At 70.2% G+C, this 15,209-nt stretch carries 11 protein-coding genes; 9 read left to right on the top strand and 2 right to left on the bottom strand.

Annotated features, from left to right (window positions below; all coding sequences use genetic code 11):
- Positions 1-18 precede the first annotated feature (18 nt).
- From KOD61_RS03015 to tkt, 9 genes are all read left to right on the top strand, one after another.
- Entirely contained in the window at positions 19-1,959 is a 1,941-nt protein-coding gene (locus tag KOD61_RS03015) for a type IV pilus secretin PilQ (RefSeq protein ID WP_215219591.1), read from the top strand.
- A 169-nt stretch (positions 1,960-2,128) separates the two neighbouring features.
- Positions 2,129-3,163: an AAA family ATPase gene (locus KOD61_RS03020; RefSeq protein ID WP_215219592.1), complete on the top strand. Its 1,035-nt coding sequence runs from the start codon at positions 2,129-2,131 to the stop codon at positions 3,161-3,163.
- A gap of 31 nt (positions 3,164-3,194) precedes the next feature.
- Positions 3,195-4,091 (top strand): DUF58 domain-containing protein, encoded by an 897-nt coding sequence (locus KOD61_RS03025; RefSeq protein WP_251370636.1) that lies wholly within the window; start codon positions 3,195-3,197, stop codon positions 4,089-4,091.
- On the top strand, positions 4,091-4,555 hold the full coding sequence (locus KOD61_RS03030; protein ID WP_215219593.1) for a DUF4381 family protein: 465 nt from the start codon (positions 4,091-4,093) through the stop codon (positions 4,553-4,555). The genes KOD61_RS03025 and KOD61_RS03030 overlap by 1 nt, the downstream gene beginning before the upstream one ends.
- Positions 4,552-5,598: a vWA domain-containing protein gene (locus tag KOD61_RS03035; RefSeq protein ID WP_215219594.1), complete on the top strand. Its 1,047-nt coding sequence runs from the start codon at positions 4,552-4,554 to the stop codon at positions 5,596-5,598. The genes KOD61_RS03030 and KOD61_RS03035 overlap by 4 nt, the downstream gene beginning before the upstream one ends.
- Positions 5,595-7,358 (top strand): VWA domain-containing protein, encoded by a 1,764-nt coding sequence (locus tag KOD61_RS03040; protein ID WP_215219595.1) that lies wholly within the window; start codon positions 5,595-5,597, stop codon positions 7,356-7,358. The genes KOD61_RS03035 and KOD61_RS03040 overlap by 4 nt, the downstream gene beginning before the upstream one ends.
- The gene (locus KOD61_RS03045; RefSeq protein WP_215219596.1) at positions 7,355-9,052 is read left to right on the top strand and encodes a BatD family protein; all 1,698 of its coding nucleotides are present in this window, start codon (positions 7,355-7,357) and stop codon (positions 9,050-9,052) included. Before KOD61_RS03040 ends, KOD61_RS03045 begins: the two co-directional genes overlap by 4 nt.
- 98 nt (positions 9,053-9,150) lie before the next feature.
- Complete coding sequence (locus KOD61_RS03050) at positions 9,151-10,470, top strand: dicarboxylate/amino acid:cation symporter (protein ID WP_215219597.1); 1,320 nt, start codon at positions 9,151-9,153, stop codon at positions 10,468-10,470.
- Between the two features lie 149 nt (positions 10,471-10,619).
- Positions 10,620-12,626, top strand: coding sequence for a transketolase (gene tkt, locus KOD61_RS03055; RefSeq protein WP_215219598.1), 2,007 nt, complete (start codon positions 10,620-10,622; stop codon positions 12,624-12,626).
- Here tkt and KOD61_RS03060 read toward each other — a convergent pair whose 3' ends face one another.
- Positions 12,627-13,868 (bottom strand): putative bifunctional diguanylate cyclase/phosphodiesterase, encoded by a 1,242-nt coding sequence (locus tag KOD61_RS03060; protein ID WP_215219599.1) that lies wholly within the window; start codon positions 13,866-13,868, stop codon positions 12,627-12,629. It lies immediately after the preceding gene.
- The gene (locus tag KOD61_RS03065) at positions 13,865-15,091 is read right to left on the bottom strand and encodes an HD-GYP domain-containing protein (protein ID WP_215219600.1); all 1,227 of its coding nucleotides are present in this window, start codon (positions 15,089-15,091) and stop codon (positions 13,865-13,867) included. The genes KOD61_RS03060 and KOD61_RS03065 overlap by 4 nt, the downstream gene beginning before the upstream one ends.
- Positions 15,092-15,209: the final 118 nt, after the last annotated feature.

Genomic DNA, 15,209 nt, shown 5'->3' on the forward strand with positions numbered 1-15,209 from the left:
GATTGGGGGATAGCACCGATGACCGTTTTCAAAGCCACTCGAGCGCTGCCTGCCCGGCGCCCCCTGTCCCGGGCGCTCGCGCGTACCGCCGGTTGCGGCCTGCTGCTTGGGGCGGTAGCTGCCTTCAGCGGCGTCCAGGCCGCATCGCCGGACGCCGCGGGCGGGACGTTCACGCCGACCTTCATCACGCAGATGGCGCCTGCCACCAGCCCGGACCCGGCCAAGCAGTTGCCGGGCACCATCTCGGTGTCGGATATCGACTTCAAGCGGGGTGACGGTGGCGCCGGCCGGCTGATCCTGCGCTTCACCGGCGAAGGTGCCGCCCCGGACCTGCAGACCCAGGGATCGCGCGTCGTCATCGACGTGGCAAACGCCTCGATCCCGGCCTCGCTGCAGAAGCCGATCAACGTGTCCGACTTCGCCACGCCGGTCGAGCAGATCGACGCGCGCAGCGCCGGTGGTGGCACCACGCTGGTGCTCAACACCGAAGGCGCGTTCGAGTCGATGGCCTACCAGACGGGCAACGAGTACATCGTCGAAATCGTGCCGCGCGCACCGGCGGCGGTGGCACGGACCGACAACGGCGGCAACGCCGCGATGGGCCAGACCATCTCCACCACGAGCGACAGCCGCAGCTACGCGGGCCGTCCGGTCACGTTCAACTTCCAGGACGTGCCGGTGCGCACCGTGCTGCAGCTGATCGCCGAGGAGTCGGGGCTGAACATCGTCGCCTCCGACACCGTCACCGGCAACGTCACCCTGCGGCTGGTCAACGTGCCCTGGGACCAGGCGCTGGACATCGTCCTGCAGGCCAAGGGCCTGGACAAGCGACGCAGCGGCAACGTTGTCTGGATCGCGCCGCAGTCGGAGATCGCCCAGTACGAGCAGGACAAGGAAGATGCCCGAATCGCGCTTTCCAACCGCGTCGAGCTGGTCACCGAGTACATCCAGATCAACTACCACAACGCCGCCCAGATCTATAAGGCGCTGACCGAGGCCAAGGGTGTCGGCGGCTCGGGCGGCGGTGGCGGCCAGGGCGGTCAGGGCTCCAATGTCGACACCGGCTTCCTTTCGCCGCGTGGCCGCCTGGTGGCCGACGAGCGCACCAACACCCTCATGATCAGCGACACGCCCAAGAAGGTCGCCGAGATGAAGGAGCTGATCCGCGTGATCGACCGCCCGGTCGACCAGGTGGTGATCGAGGCGCGCGTGGTCGTGGCGACCGAGAGCTTCATGCGTGAGCTGGGTGCGCGGTTTGGCCTGACCGGCACCAAGGACAACGTTGCCTTCAGCGGCAACCTGGACGTCAACGACGACAACCTCAACAGCACCTCGACGATCACCCGCGGCCTGATGACGGACCTGGCGGTGACCAACCCGGCCGGCGCGGTCGCACTGTCGATCCTCAACGCCGGCTACCTGCTGGACGTCGAGTTGTCGGCCATGCAGACGCAGGGCCGGGGCGAGGTGATTTCGAACCCGCGCATCGTGACCAGCAACCAGCGCGAGGCGGTGATCCGCCAGGGCCAGGAAGTCGGCTACGTGACCATCCAGCCTGCGCAGGCCGGTGGCGTCGCCACTCCGAGCGTGCAGTTCAAGGAAGTGCTGCTGGAGATGCGGGTCACCCCGACCATCACCAACGACGGCCGCGTGTTCTTGAACCTCAACGTCAAGAAGGACGAGATCGAGGGCTTCGTCGATACCTCCATCGGCGACGTGCCGCAGATCAGCACCCGGTCGGTCAACACCGCGGTGCTGGTCGAGGACGGCCAGACCGTGGTGGTCGGTGGCGTCTACGAGTTCCGCGAGCGCGACGACGTCAGCAAGGTTCCGTTCCTGGGGGACATCCCCTTCCTGGGCAACCTGTTCAAGAAGAAGGGCCGCTCCAAGGAGAAGGCCGAGCTGCTGATCTTCGTGACGCCGAAGGTGCTCGAGGTCGCGCAGCGCAATCATCGCTGACCGCTGCGGACCGTGATCGGAACGGGGCCTTCGGGCCCCGTTTTCGTTGTGGGCGCGTTGGCCCCGCGCACGTGCCGGCCGTCGCGGAAGCTGAATCCCGGTCGCGCCTGACTGAACCCCGGCGGCCGAGTTGGGTCAAACTCGGGCCGTTCCCCACCCGAGGTTATCCATGGACGAGATTGCGACGCCGGGTTCGCCGCATGCCGGCGCTGCCGTGCCGGCCGCCGACGACCATGCGCGACTGCACGCCGCGTTCGGTCACCTGCGTGACGAGCTGGCCGGCGAGATTGTCGGGCAGTCGGCGCTGATCGAGCGATTGCTGATCGCCCTGCTGGCCGACGGCCACCTACTGGTCGAGGGCGCACCGGGGCTGGCCAAGACCAGCGCGATCCGGGCGCTGGCCGCGCGGCTGGAAGCCGACTTCGCCCGTGTCCAGTTCACCCCCGACCTGCTACCCGCCGACCTCACCGGCACCGAGGTCTGGCGCCCGCAGGATGGCCGCTTCGAGTTCCAGCCGGGACCGATCTTCCACCCGATCCTGCTCGCCGACGAGATCAACCGCGCGCCGGCCAAGGTGCAGTCGGCGCTGCTGGAGGCGATGGGCGAGCGCCAGGTCACCGTCGGTCGCGCGACCTATCCGCTACCGCCGCTTTTCCTGGTGATGGCGACACAGAACCCGATCGAGCAGGAGGGCACGTTCCCGCTGCCCGAGGCGCAGCTCGACCGGTTCCTGATGCACGTCCGGATCGGATATCCCGACGCCGGCGCCGAAACCGAGATCCTCCGCCTGGCCCGCGAGCGTGCACGCGACGCGATGCGCCCGGTGGCCACGCCTACTTTGCGGCTGACTCAGGAGGACGTGTTCGCTGCCCGCGCGGCGGTGCTGGACCTGCATGTCGCGCCGGCGGTGGAGCGCTACCTGGTGGAGCTGGTGCTGGCCTCCCGCGATGCGGCCCGGTACGACGCGGCGCTCGCGCCGCGCATCGCGTGGGGAGCAAGCCCGCGCGGGTCGATCGCGCTGGAGCGGTGTGCCCGCGCGCACGCCTGGCTGGCCGGGCGCGACTACGTGAATCCCGACGACGTCCGGGCGGTTGCACCGGACGTGCTGCGCCACCGCATCCTGCCCAGTTACGAAGCGACAGCCGAAGGTTGGGACGGCGCGCTCCTGGTGGACGAGCTGCTGGCCCGGGTGCCGCTGCCATGATGCTTCGTCACCGCCGGGGTGGAGGCGCGGCGTGAGCGACGGCATCACCCCGACGCTCGCCGAACTGGTCGGCCTGCGCGCGCTGGCTGGCGGACGCCGCCAGGCACGGCTGGGCCGCCACGGCACCGCGGGCCAGGCGCTGTCGCCGCTGCGCGGCCGTGGCATGGAGTACGCCGAGTCCCGCGAGTACATCGCCGGCGACGATGCCCGGCACATCGACTGGCGCCTCACCGCCCGCAGCGGCCGGGCCCACACAAAGCTCTACCAGGCCGAGCGCGAGCGGCTGACGCTGGTCGTCGCCGACACCGCAGCGTCCCTTTATTTCGGCACGCGCACGCGCTTCAAGTCGGTACAGGCCGCGAGGGCCGGTGCGATCGCGGCGTGGGCGGCGGCGCGCGACGGTGACCGGATCGCGGCGTTGCGTGGCAGCAGCCGCGAGGCACCGGTGACGCCGGCCGGCGGCCAGCGCGGCGCCCTGCGGGTGCTCGACGCATTGACCCGCTGGTACACCGCGCCGCCGGCCGATGACGACGGCCTGGGCGTCGCGCTTGACCATGCACGCCGGCTCCTGCGGCCGGGTTCTCGGCTGGTCGTACTGGCCGAGCCACAAAGCGTGGCCGAGCTCCCCGAACGTGCCTGGCCAGTGCTGGCTCAGCACCATGAAGTCGTGGTGCTGCTGATGACCGATCCCCTCGAGCTCGCACCGCCGGCGGCGGTGTTGCCGTTCTACAGCGGCGGCAAGCGGGTCGAGGTCGACTTGGAGCATCAGGGCCAGCGCCAGCGCTGGCATGCCGAGTTCGCCGCTCCGGTGCAGCACCTGCTCGACTCGCTGCCATCGCGTGGAGTCCGCGCGATGGCGCTGTCGACCGATGCGCCCAGCGAATCATGGTTGCCATTGCTCGGCCGGGCGCGACCGATGGTGGCGTGATGGCGGGCGCGGACCTCGTACTGCGCGATATCCACCAGATGCCGGCCCCTTCCTGGTGGCCGCCGGCACCGGGGTGGTGGCTGGTGATCGCGGCGGTCGTCATCGTCGTCGCGAGCTGCATCGCATGGGCACTGCGCCGTCGCCGTCGCCGGGCCATGATCGCCGAGGTGTTCGACCGGGCGGTGCGTTCAGCCGCGACACCGTCGGCCGAGGTCGCTGCGATGTCCGACCTGTTGCGGCGCGCGGCTCGTCGCCGTAATCCCGCGGCGGACCGGCTGCAGGGCGACGCGTGGCTTGCGTTCCTTGATGGCGGCTTGCCCCCACGGCCTCCTGGCACCTTCAGCAACGGCGCGGGACGACTGCTGCTGGAGGGCGGTTATCAACGCCAGGTGGATGCCGCCGAGGTGGCCGCGCTGCGACCGGTCGCGCGCGCGCTGTTCCTGCATTGGATGTCGGCCAAATGAGCACGAGCGAGTGGCTGCAGCAGTTCGCCGCCGCGCTCCCAGGCGTGGACGGTTTCGATTGGCCGTGGCTGCTGCTGGCGCTGCCGCTGCCCTGGCTCGCACGGTGGCTGTTGCCTGCGCGACGCAGCACGGCCCCCGCGCTTGAGGTCCCGTTCGGCGACCGGCTGGGGCGGGTGACGGCAGACGCTTCCGCCCGTGCCACTGGCGGGATGCGGTGGTTGCCCTGGCTCGCCTGGGCGCTGCTGTGCGTGGCTGCGGCCCGCCCGCAGGTGCTGGGCGAGGCGGTGCAGCCCCCGCAGGCCGGGCGCGAACTGATGCTGGCGCTCGACCTGTCGGGGAGCATGAGTGAACCCGACATGCAGTTGGGTGGCCGTCCGGTCGACCGGCTCACTGCGGCCAAGGCCGTGCTCGCCGACTTCCTCGATCGCCGCGCCGGCGACCGGGTCGGCCTGCTGGTGTTCGGGCGGCGTGCCTACGTGCTCACGCCGCTGACCCTGGATCGCGAGACCGTCCGCCAGCAACTGGTCGACAGCGTGGTCGGGCTGGCCGGGCAGGAGACCGCGATTGGTGATGCGATCGGCCTTGCAGTGAAGCGCCTGCGGCAGCGCACCGACGTGGCCGCGACCGACGACCAGCCGCGCGTGCTGGTGCTGCTGACCGATGGCGTCAATACGGCCGGGCTGCTTGATCCGTTGAAGGCGGCCGAACTCGCGGCCGACGCGGGTGTGCGCGTCCACACGATCGCGTTCGGCGGCGAGGGATCGATGTCGCTGTTCGGCTTCCAGCTGCCGATGCCCGGCGCCGGCGACGAGATCGACGAAACGACGTTGCGCCGCATCGCCGAGGCGACCGGCGGACGCTTCTTCCGGGCACGAGACACCGCCGAGCTGGCCGGCATCTATGCCGAGATCGACCGGCTCGAGCCGGTCGAGCGTCCTGGCGAGGCGGTCCGGCCCCGGATCGAGCGCTATGCGTGGCCACTCGGCGGCGCACTGGCGCTTGCACTGCTGGCTTTCGTAAGGCCCCGATGGAGGCGCGCATGAACGCCTCCGGGCTCGCTGCGGACCTGGCGGCGCTTCACTTTCTCCGCCCGGCGTGGCTGTGGGCGTTGCTCGCGCTGCCGCTGCTGGCGATGTGGTGGCGGTCGCGCAGGCGGCGGGCAAGCATCTGGCGCGAGGCGGTCGACCCGCACCTCCTGCAGGCGCTGCTGGGCAAGACCGGCGGCCGCGCCCAGAGCGCTCCCGCGCTCATCGCCGCACTGGGCTGGACCCTCGCGGTGGTGGCACTGGCCGGCCCCAGCTGGCGCCAGGTCGAGCAACCGCTGTGGCAGAGCGCCTCGCCGCTGGTGATTGCGCTGGACCTGTCCGGCACCGTGATGGCCGCCGACGTGCCTCCCAGCCGGCTCGCCCAGGCGCGCGCCAAGGTGGCGACACTGCTGGCCGAACGCGATGGTGGCCAAGTCGGGCTGGTCGCGTTTGCCGACGACGCCTTCACCGTCGCGCCGCTTACGCCGGATGCCGCCAACGTCGCGCTGTTCCTCGATGCGCTGCATCCGGGCGTGATGCCGGTGGACGGCCAGCGGCTGGATCGTGCGATTGCTTGGTCGACGGGTCTATTGCGCCAGGCCGGCTTCGACAGCGGAGACATCCTGGTGCTGACCGACGACGCAGATGCGGCCGCGCGTGACGCGGCGGCCAACGCAGCGGCGCAGGGGTACCGCGTGTCGGCCCTCGGTGTGGGCAGCACCGCCGGTGCCCCCTACCGGCTTGCAAGCGGTGGGTTTGCCACGGTGCGGCTCGATCCCGGTTCGCTGCGGGAGTTGGCGGCCGCCGGTGGTGGCCGATACGCGACGATCACCAGCGACCGCGGCGACCTGGATGCGCTCGGCGTACTCGAACCGCGCTCCGGCGATGGTACCCACCAGCCCGGGGAGCGCGGACGCAGCTGGCAGGACGGCGGGTTCTGGCTGTTGCCGCCGCTGATGCTGCTGGCGTTGCTCGCGTTCCGCCGCGGCGCGCCGGCGGTGATGCTGGTGCTGGTGCTGTGGTGGCCGGGACGGGTGGCGGCCAGCGACCTCTGGCAACGGCCCGACCAGCGTGCCTACCAGCAGATGCAGCAAGCCGCCGAGGCGTATCGGAACGGCGACTTCGACGACGCGGCCGAGCGTTACGCCCAGGTCGAGGGTGCGGACGCGGACTACAACCGTGGCAACGCACTCGCCAAGGCGGGCCATTACCCCCAGGCGATCGAGGCCTACGAGGAGGCGCTTCGCCAGGATCCCGGCATGGAGGACGCCATCGCCAACAAGCGAGCGGTCGAGGCGGCGATGAACCGGCAACCCCCGCAAGGCCCCCAGTCCGGCCAGCAGGACGGGGACGACGACAGCCAGCAACCGGGTGACGGCCAGGGTTCGCCCGGTGCAGGCCAGCCGTCGGGCGCGGGCGGGGACAGCGACGCGGACGACGCGGCGCCCCCGCCCGAAGGCCGGCCCGACGACGCCGGTGCCGACAAACCGTCCGAACGCGACAGCGACACCCCGCCACCCGACGCCGAAGCCCAGTCGGCGGCCGATGCGGCGCAGCGCGAACAGATGCGGAAGGCCCTGCAGGACGCCACGCAGCCATCGGCAGAAGAGGGTGAAACCCCCGCCGAGGCCACCGAGACCCCCGAACAACGCGAGCGCCGCCTCGCCAATGAAGCCTGGTTGCGGCGCATTCCCGATGATCCCGGCGGGCTGCTGCGCGAGAAGTTCCGGCTCGAGCACCAGCGCCGGCAGATGCAACAAGGCTGGGAGCCCCGATGAAGCACGCATCCATTCCTTCGGCACATCGATACCGCGCCTGGTTGCAGGCCCTGTCGTTGCTCCTGCTGTGCATGGCCGCCAGCAGCGTACTGGCGCAGACCCGCGCATGGCTGGACCGCGACCGCATCGCCCTGGGTGAAACGGTAACCCTCAACATCGAGACCGACGGTTCGGCCACGCCGGACTACACGCCGCTGCAGTCCGCCTTCCAGATCAGTGGCCGCAGCAGCAGTCGGCAGGTTTCGCTCGGCAGCGGCGGCATGCAGACCCGCACCCTGCATGCGGTCGCCCTCAAGCCACGCAGCGACGGCGTCATCACCATCCCGGCGCTCACGGTCGGCACTGCCACCACCCCGCCGCTGTCGCTGGTGGTCACCCCTTCCAGCGCCGCCGTGCCGGCGCGCGCGGGCGACGACGTGTTCATGGAAAGCGAGGCCGACGACCGCGACCCGTACGTGCAGCAGGCGGTGGGCTGGGTGGTCAGGTTGTACTCGGCCGTGCCGCTGGTCTCCGGCCAGCTGGACCAGGCGCAGCCGGACGGCGCTTCGCTGCGGCAGGTGGGCGACGACGCCCAGTACACCCGCGAGATCGACGGCCGGCGCTACACCGTGATCGAACGCCGCTACCTGTTGATCCCCGAACGCAGTGGGACCCTGCAGATCCCCGGTGCGGTGTTCGAGGGCCGCGGGACGGTCGGCTTCTTCGATGACTTCCTCGGGCGCAGCGGGGAGCTGAGCGCACGGGCGCAACCGCGGTTCCTGGAAGTGCGTCCGGTGCCTGACGACGCGGCGCAACCCTGGTTGCCGTTGCACGACCTGCAACTGCGCTACCAGTCCGTGCCACAGGACCTCACCGTGGGCAGCGCGGCCACGCTCACCATCGAGGCGGTGGCCGACGGCGCCAGCGCCGCGCAGATGCCCGAACTGCAGCTGCCGCCGATCGATGGCGTGCAGGTCTTCGCCGAGCCCGTCCAGGCCGACGAGCGCTTCGTCGAGGGCCGGCCACGGGTCACCCTGACGCGGCGGTTCTCGCTGGTGCCTACGCGCGGCGGCGCCGTCACGATGGCCGGGTTCGGCATGGAATGGTGGGACGTCAATGCCGGCAAGGCACGGACCACGCGGCTGCCGGCGCTCGACTGGGAGGTGTCGGGTAGCGCGCCGGCGTCCACGATGCCGCCTTCGTCTGCGCCGGTGGCATCGGGCGGAGACCCGGTTGCGGCCACGGGCACGCCGCTTTCGACCGCCCGCGCCAATCTGCGCGAGCACCGCGCCTGGGTGCTGGCCGCGCTGGTGTTCGCCGCGCTGTGGTTGTTCACCCTGGTCTGGGCCGTGCAGCGGTCGCCGGCAGCACGGTCCACAGCAGCGACGCCGACACCCGCGCAGCCTCCCACCTCTACACGCCCCGATCTGAAAGCACTGCGCCAGGCACTCGACACGGGTGATTTCGCTGACGTCGCCGATCGGCTGCGTGGGCTCGCCCGCCCGCCAGCACGCGACGTGGCGCAGGTGCTGGAACGGCTCGCCGACCCCGCCCAACGCGAAGCGGTGGAGGCGATGGAGCGCGCGCGCTGGGCCGGGGGCGACGGCGTTGCGGCCCGCGCGCAACTGCGCGAGGCGTTCGCCCGGGGACCGCGCTGGCACCAAGCCCCGCCGCGGGAAACCGGTCCGCTGCCGCCGCTGTACCCACCGGACTGAGCCGGCGCCTGTTCATCCTGCGGCGGTCGGCCGGAGGGCCCGAACCGTCGATTCGGGTTTGTTAAGCTCGCCCGATTGTCGAGGGGAGCAGCAGATCCATGACCGAACCCAACACCGGCGCAACCGCGGCCGAACGCAAGATGCCGCTGCACTGGAAGATGGCGATCGGTTTCGGCGCCGGCCTGCTGGTCGGGCTCATCGCCCATTACGTGTCCGGCCCCGACGCAACCTGGGTGCAATGGCTGACCAGCTACGTGACCCAGCCGGCCGGCACGCTGTTCCTGCGGCTGATCTTCATGCTTGTCATCCCGCTGTTGTTCTCGGCGCTGGTGGTCGGCATCGCCGAGATGGGCGACGTCCGGTCGCTCGGAAGGGTGGGGTGGCGCACGCTGGCCTACACCGTGATCGTCTCGGGCATCGCGGTGGTGATCGGGCTGCTGCTGGTCAACTGGCTGGAGCCGGGCGTCGGGGTCGACCGCGCCGCGGCCGCGCAGATGCTGGCCGAAGGTTCCGACCGCGCCGCCGCGATCGTCGGTTCCAGCGCGAACCAGCCGCAGGGCATCAACATGCTGCTGTCGATCGTGCCCGACAACGTCGTCGCCGCCGCCGCCGACAACGCGATCCTCGCGGTGATGTTCTTCGCGCTGATGATCGGCATCGGCCTGGTGATGACCAGCAGTCCGGCGGCCGACACCCTGCAGCGCGGCATCGAGGGCCTGTTTGAGGTCTCGATGACCCTGATCGGGCTGGTCATCCGGCTCGCCCCGTACGCCGTGTTCTGCTTCATGTTCAACCTGGCCGCGCTGTTTGGCTGGGACCTGCTCGCGCGGCTCGGGGCGTACGTCGGCGTGGTGGTGCTGGCACTGGCCATCCACATGTTCGTGGTCTATTCGGCGGCGTTGAAGTTCGCCGGCGGCTACTCGCCGCTGAAGTTCTTCAAGGGCGTGCAGGAAGCCATGGTGATGGCGTTCTCCACCGCCTCTTCCAATGCGACCCTGCCAACCGCGCTGCGCGTGGCCGACGAGCAGCTTGGCCTGCCACGCAAGGTCTCGCGGTTCGTGCTGACCGTCGGCGCCACGGCCAACCAGAACGGCACCGCGCTGTTCGAGGGCGTGACCGTGCTGTTCCTGGCGCAATTCTTCGGGGTCGACCTGAGCCTGGGCCAGCAGGTGACCGTGATGTTCGTCTGCATCCTCGGCGGCATCGGCACCGCCGGCGTGCCGGCCGGCTCGCTGCCGGTGGTGGCGCTGATCTGCGGGATGGTCGGGGTGCCGCCGGAAGGCATCGGCCTGATCCTGGGTGTCGACCGGTTCCTCGACATGTGCCGCACGACGCTCAACGTGACCGGCGACCTGGCCGCCGCGGCGGTGGTGTCGCGCGGCGAGATCGATCCGCCGGCGGAGCTGCTGGCCGATTGACGCTGCCGTGGTCCCGATGCCGTGGCCGGTTCGCCCCGCCGGGGGCGGGGCGGCGCGACACGGCCGGCGGGGGGTGGGACAATAGCGGGCTCCAGGCCGCCGCCGCTCCAGGTGCGCCCGCCGTCCACTACCCCGAGCCCCGACCACCCATGCCGACGCCGACCCGCCGCGACCTCGCCAACGCCATCCGCTTCCTCGCCATCGATGCGGTGCAGGCGGCCAACTCCGGCCACCCGGGCATGCCGATGGGCATGGCCGACATCGCCGAGGTGCTCTGGAACGACTACCTGAGCCACAACCCGGCCAACCCGACCTGGTTCAACCGCGACCGCTTCGTGCTGTCCAACGGCCACGGCTCGATGCTGCAGTACGCGCTGTTGCACCTGGCCGGCTACGACCTGTCGATCGACGACCTGAAGAACTTCCGCCAGCTGGAGTCGAGGACTCCGGGCCACCCGGAGAACTTCATGACTCCCGGCGTGGAGACCACCACCGGCCCGCTCGGCCAGGGCTTCGCCAATGCGGTCGGCATGGCGCTTGCCGAAAAGCTGCTGGCGCAACGCTTCAACCGTCACGAACACGAAGTCGTCGACCACCGCACTTGGGTGTTCATGGGCGACGGCTGCCTGATGGAAGGCATCAGCCACGAAGCCGCCTCGCTGGCCGGCACCTGGGGGCTGAACAAGCTGGTCGCGTTCTGGGACGACAACCACATCAGCATCGACGGCGACACCGCCGGCTGGTTCACCGACGACACCCCCGCGCGCTTCGAGGCCTATGGCTGGAACGTGGTGCGCGGCGTCGATGGCCATGATGCCGATTCGATCAAGGCCGCGATCGAGCAGGCGCTGGCCTGCACCGACCGGCCGACCCTGGTCTGCTGCCGCACCACCATCGGCTATGGGTCGCCGAACAAGGCCGGCAAGGAATCCAGCCACGGCGCCCCACTGGGCCTGGAGGAAATCGCCGCCTGCCGCACCGGCCTGTGCTGGGAGCATGAACCGTTCCAGATCCCGCAGGCCATCTACGACGGCTGGCGCGTGGGCGATGTCGGCAAGGTCCGCGAAGACGAGTGGAACCGCGCGTTCGACAGATACGCCGCCCGTTTCCCGGAGCTGGCGGCCGAACTGACCCGTCGCAGCCACGCCGAACTGCCGGATGGCTTCGTCGCCGCGGCTGACGCCTACATCGCCAAGCTGCAGGCCGACGGCCCGGTAGTGGCCTCGCGCAAGGCGTCGCAGATGGCGATCGAGGCGTTCGCGCCGCTGCTGCCCGAGCTGGTGGGCGGCTCGGCCGACCTGGCCCACTCCAACCTGACCCTGTGGAAGGGCAGCAAGTCGGTCAACAGCACCGACCCGGACGCCAACTACGTCTATTACGGCGTGCGCGAATTCGCGATGACCGCGATCAGCAACGGCCTGAACCTGCATGGCGGGTTCATCCCGTACGACGCGACCTTCCTGGTCTTCAGTGATTACGCGCGCAACGCGGTGCGCATGAGCGCGCTGATGGGCGCGCATGCGATCCACGTCTACACCCACGACTCGATCGGCCTCGGCGAGGACGGCCCGACCCACCAGCCGATCGAGCACCTGGCGAGCCTGCGCTACATCCCGCACAACGACGTCTGGCGCCCGTGCGACGCGGTCGAGTCGGCGGTGTCGTGGCGTGCCGCGATCCAGCGCAAGGACGGCCCGAGCTGCCTGGTGTTCTCGCGCCAGAACCTGGACCACCAGCCGCGCAGCGAGCAGCAGGTCGCCGACATCGCGCGCGGTGGTTACGTGTTGAAGGACTCGGCCGGTGCGCCGGAGACCATCCTGATCGCGACCGGCTCGGAAGTCGGCCTGGCGATGCAGGCCGCCGCGCAACTGGGCGACGGCGTGCGCGTGGTGTCGATGCCATCAACGGACGTGTTCGACCGCCAGGACGCGGCCTACCGCGAGTCGGTGCTGCCTAGGGCGTGCCGCCGCCGCGTCGCGATCGAGGCTGGCGTGTCCGGCTTCTGGGGCAAGTACGTGGGGCTGGATGGTGCGGTGATCGGGATCGACGGCTTTGGCGCGAGTGCGCCGGCCAGCCAGCTCTTCCCGCACTTCGGTTTCACCGTCGAGGCGGTGGTCGAGGCGGCGCGCGCACTCGGCCAGGCAAGCGCCGGTTGATCAGGCAACCTGCCGGTCCAGCGTGCTGATGAAGTCGCTGGCCGGCTGCGGCTTCTGGATGAAGTAGCCCTGCGCGCGGTCGCAGCCCATGCGGGTGAGCAGCTCCAGCGTGGGCTCGTCTTCGACGCCTTCGGCAAGCACGCCCATTCGTAGGTGGTGGCCAAGGTCGATGATCGACTGCACCAGTTGTTGCGAGCGCGGGTCGCGCTGCAGGTCGGTGACGAATGCCCGGTCGATTTTCAGCTCGGTCGCGGGGAACTGCTTCAGGTACGCCAGCGAGGAATACCCCGAGCCGAAGTCGTCGATCGAGATGTGGAAGCCTTCCCAGCGGAGCCGTTCCAGCAACCGCAGGCTCAACGCGGGGTCTTCCATGAGCGCGGTTTCGGTGACCTCCAGCGTGACCGCCTGTGGCGGGACGCCCCAGATCTCGAGCGACGACATGATCTGCGGGACGATGTCGCGCTGGCCGAACACGCGCGGCGACAGGTTGAGCGACAGGCCCAGGTCGGGTGCGTGGCGGCGGGCCTGGGCGATGTGGCGCAGGCTCGAGTGCAGGCTCCACCGGGTGAGCTCGGTGATGAGCCCGGTGTCCTCAGCCAGAGGGATGAACTCGCAGGGCGGTATCGCCCCGCGCTCGGGGTCGTGCCAGCGGGCGAGTGATTCGGCGCCGAACAGCGTGCCGCTGTCCAGTTGAAGGATCGGTTGGAGGTGGACTTCGAGCCGGTTGCCGGTGATCGCGTCGCGCAGCAGCTCGTACGGGATCAGGGCGGTGTCGGTGCCGTCGGCGTACATCGCGCAGCGCTCCTGTCCGCGCAGCGCGACACCGTGGGCGATTTCGGCCCGGCGCAGCAAGGTTTCGGCATCGTCGCCATGGTCGGGTGCGACGCTGACGCCGATGGTCGTCGACGCCGGCATCTCGCGCTGGCCGAGCCGGACCGGCGACTGGAAGATCCGCAGCACCCGGTTGCCGGCAAGCAGCGCGTGGTTGCGATCGCGCAGGCGCGGCAGCAACACCGCGAACTCGCCGCCGTCGATCTGGTGGAGCTCGTCGCCGGGACGCAGCACCTCGCCGATCAGTTCGCGGACCGCGGCCGCCATGCGTTCGCTGGCGGCAAACCCGTGGGCAATCCGGAACTCGCGCAGGCGCTGCAGCCGCACCAGCATCACGCCGAGTGGGCCATCGTCCGCGCGGCGCTCCGCCAACAGTTGACCCAGTCGAGCGAGCAGGTCTTCCCGCGTCACAGGAACAGCTCGGCCGGGTCGAGCCCGTGCGCGCCGACCGGCAGCGGGCGGGTGATGTTGACCTGCTGGGAGATCGGGATGCCCTCGGTCTGCCGCATCAGGTCCAGTGGGCTGAACTCGTCGCGCAGGCGCTTGTCCGCGTCGGTCAGCAGCATCACCCGCGGCCGCAGGCGACGGCTCGGGTTCTGGGTCATCACCACGGCGACCTCGCCGGTGCTGAGTTCCACCAGCGAACCGGTCGGGTAGACGCCGAGGCAGCCGGTGAACTGTTCGACCAGCTCTCCCTGGTACAGCCGGTCGCGTTCACGGTACAGCTCCTGCAGCGCCTGGTGCCGCGCCAGCGGCGCGGCGTGCGGACGCACGCTGGTCATCGCGTCGAAGCTGTCGATGATCGCCGCCATCCGGCCCGACAACGGGATCTGGTGGCCGACCAGCCGCCGCGGGTAGCCCGACCCGTTCCAGCGCTCATGGTGCGTCCGGATCATTTCCCGGACCTCGGCGGAATGGTCGTCGCCGCTCTCGTCGAGAATCCGGCTGGCGAGCTCGACATGGGTCCGGACCTCGCCCATCGCCCGGGCATCCATCGGCCCGTCGTGCGACAGCAGCGCGTCCGGCAGCTTTGCCTTGCCGACGTCGAGCAGCAGTCCGCCACTGGCGAGATCGACCAGCAGCGACTCGGGCAGGCCGAGGTGGCGACCGAACGCCGCGGCAAGCGCGCAGCAGTTGATCGCATGGCTGTAGGCGTAGCGACTGTGCTGTTGCAGGGTGTTCACCCAGAACAGGGTGTCAGCATTGCGCAGCACGCTCCGCACGATCGGCTCGGCGGCCGCCCGGACGTCGGCGACGGCCAACTTCTGGCCGGCTTCCACGTCTTCCAGGATGCGGGCGGCCAGCCGGGTGGCGGTGGCGTGCGCCTCACGCGCACCGGGAAGCTCGGCGTCGAAGTCGACCTGGTCCGTGTAGCGCTTGCCACCGAGCAGCTCGTCGCCGGCGAGTTTCGGCGGTGGGCGCCGCGAGACCTGCGCATCCGGCGGTGCCAGGCCGCGCTCCACGTCGATCCACACCGTGCCGCAGTGCGCGCGCAGCCAGGCGACCTGGTCGTGCGCCTCCACCAGGAACCCCTGTAGCGGAAAGGGCGCCTCCACCCACGGCCGGTCGAGCCGGCAGACGTACATGCCGGCCTGGACCTGGTCGGGACTGATTTTCAGCTCCTGCAACTTCATGGGCGGATGGGATCTGTAAATGGTCGCGGCATGGCCGATCGCGGCCTTGCCGGTATGTCGACATTCGATAGCATGTCTACGCGGGCCGGTGCTACGCCCGGACGTTGGCCGACAGCTG

This window comes from Lysobacter luteus (genome assembly GCF_907164845.1).
Classification (GTDB): Bacteria; Pseudomonadota; Gammaproteobacteria; order Xanthomonadales; family Xanthomonadaceae; genus Novilysobacter; species Novilysobacter luteus.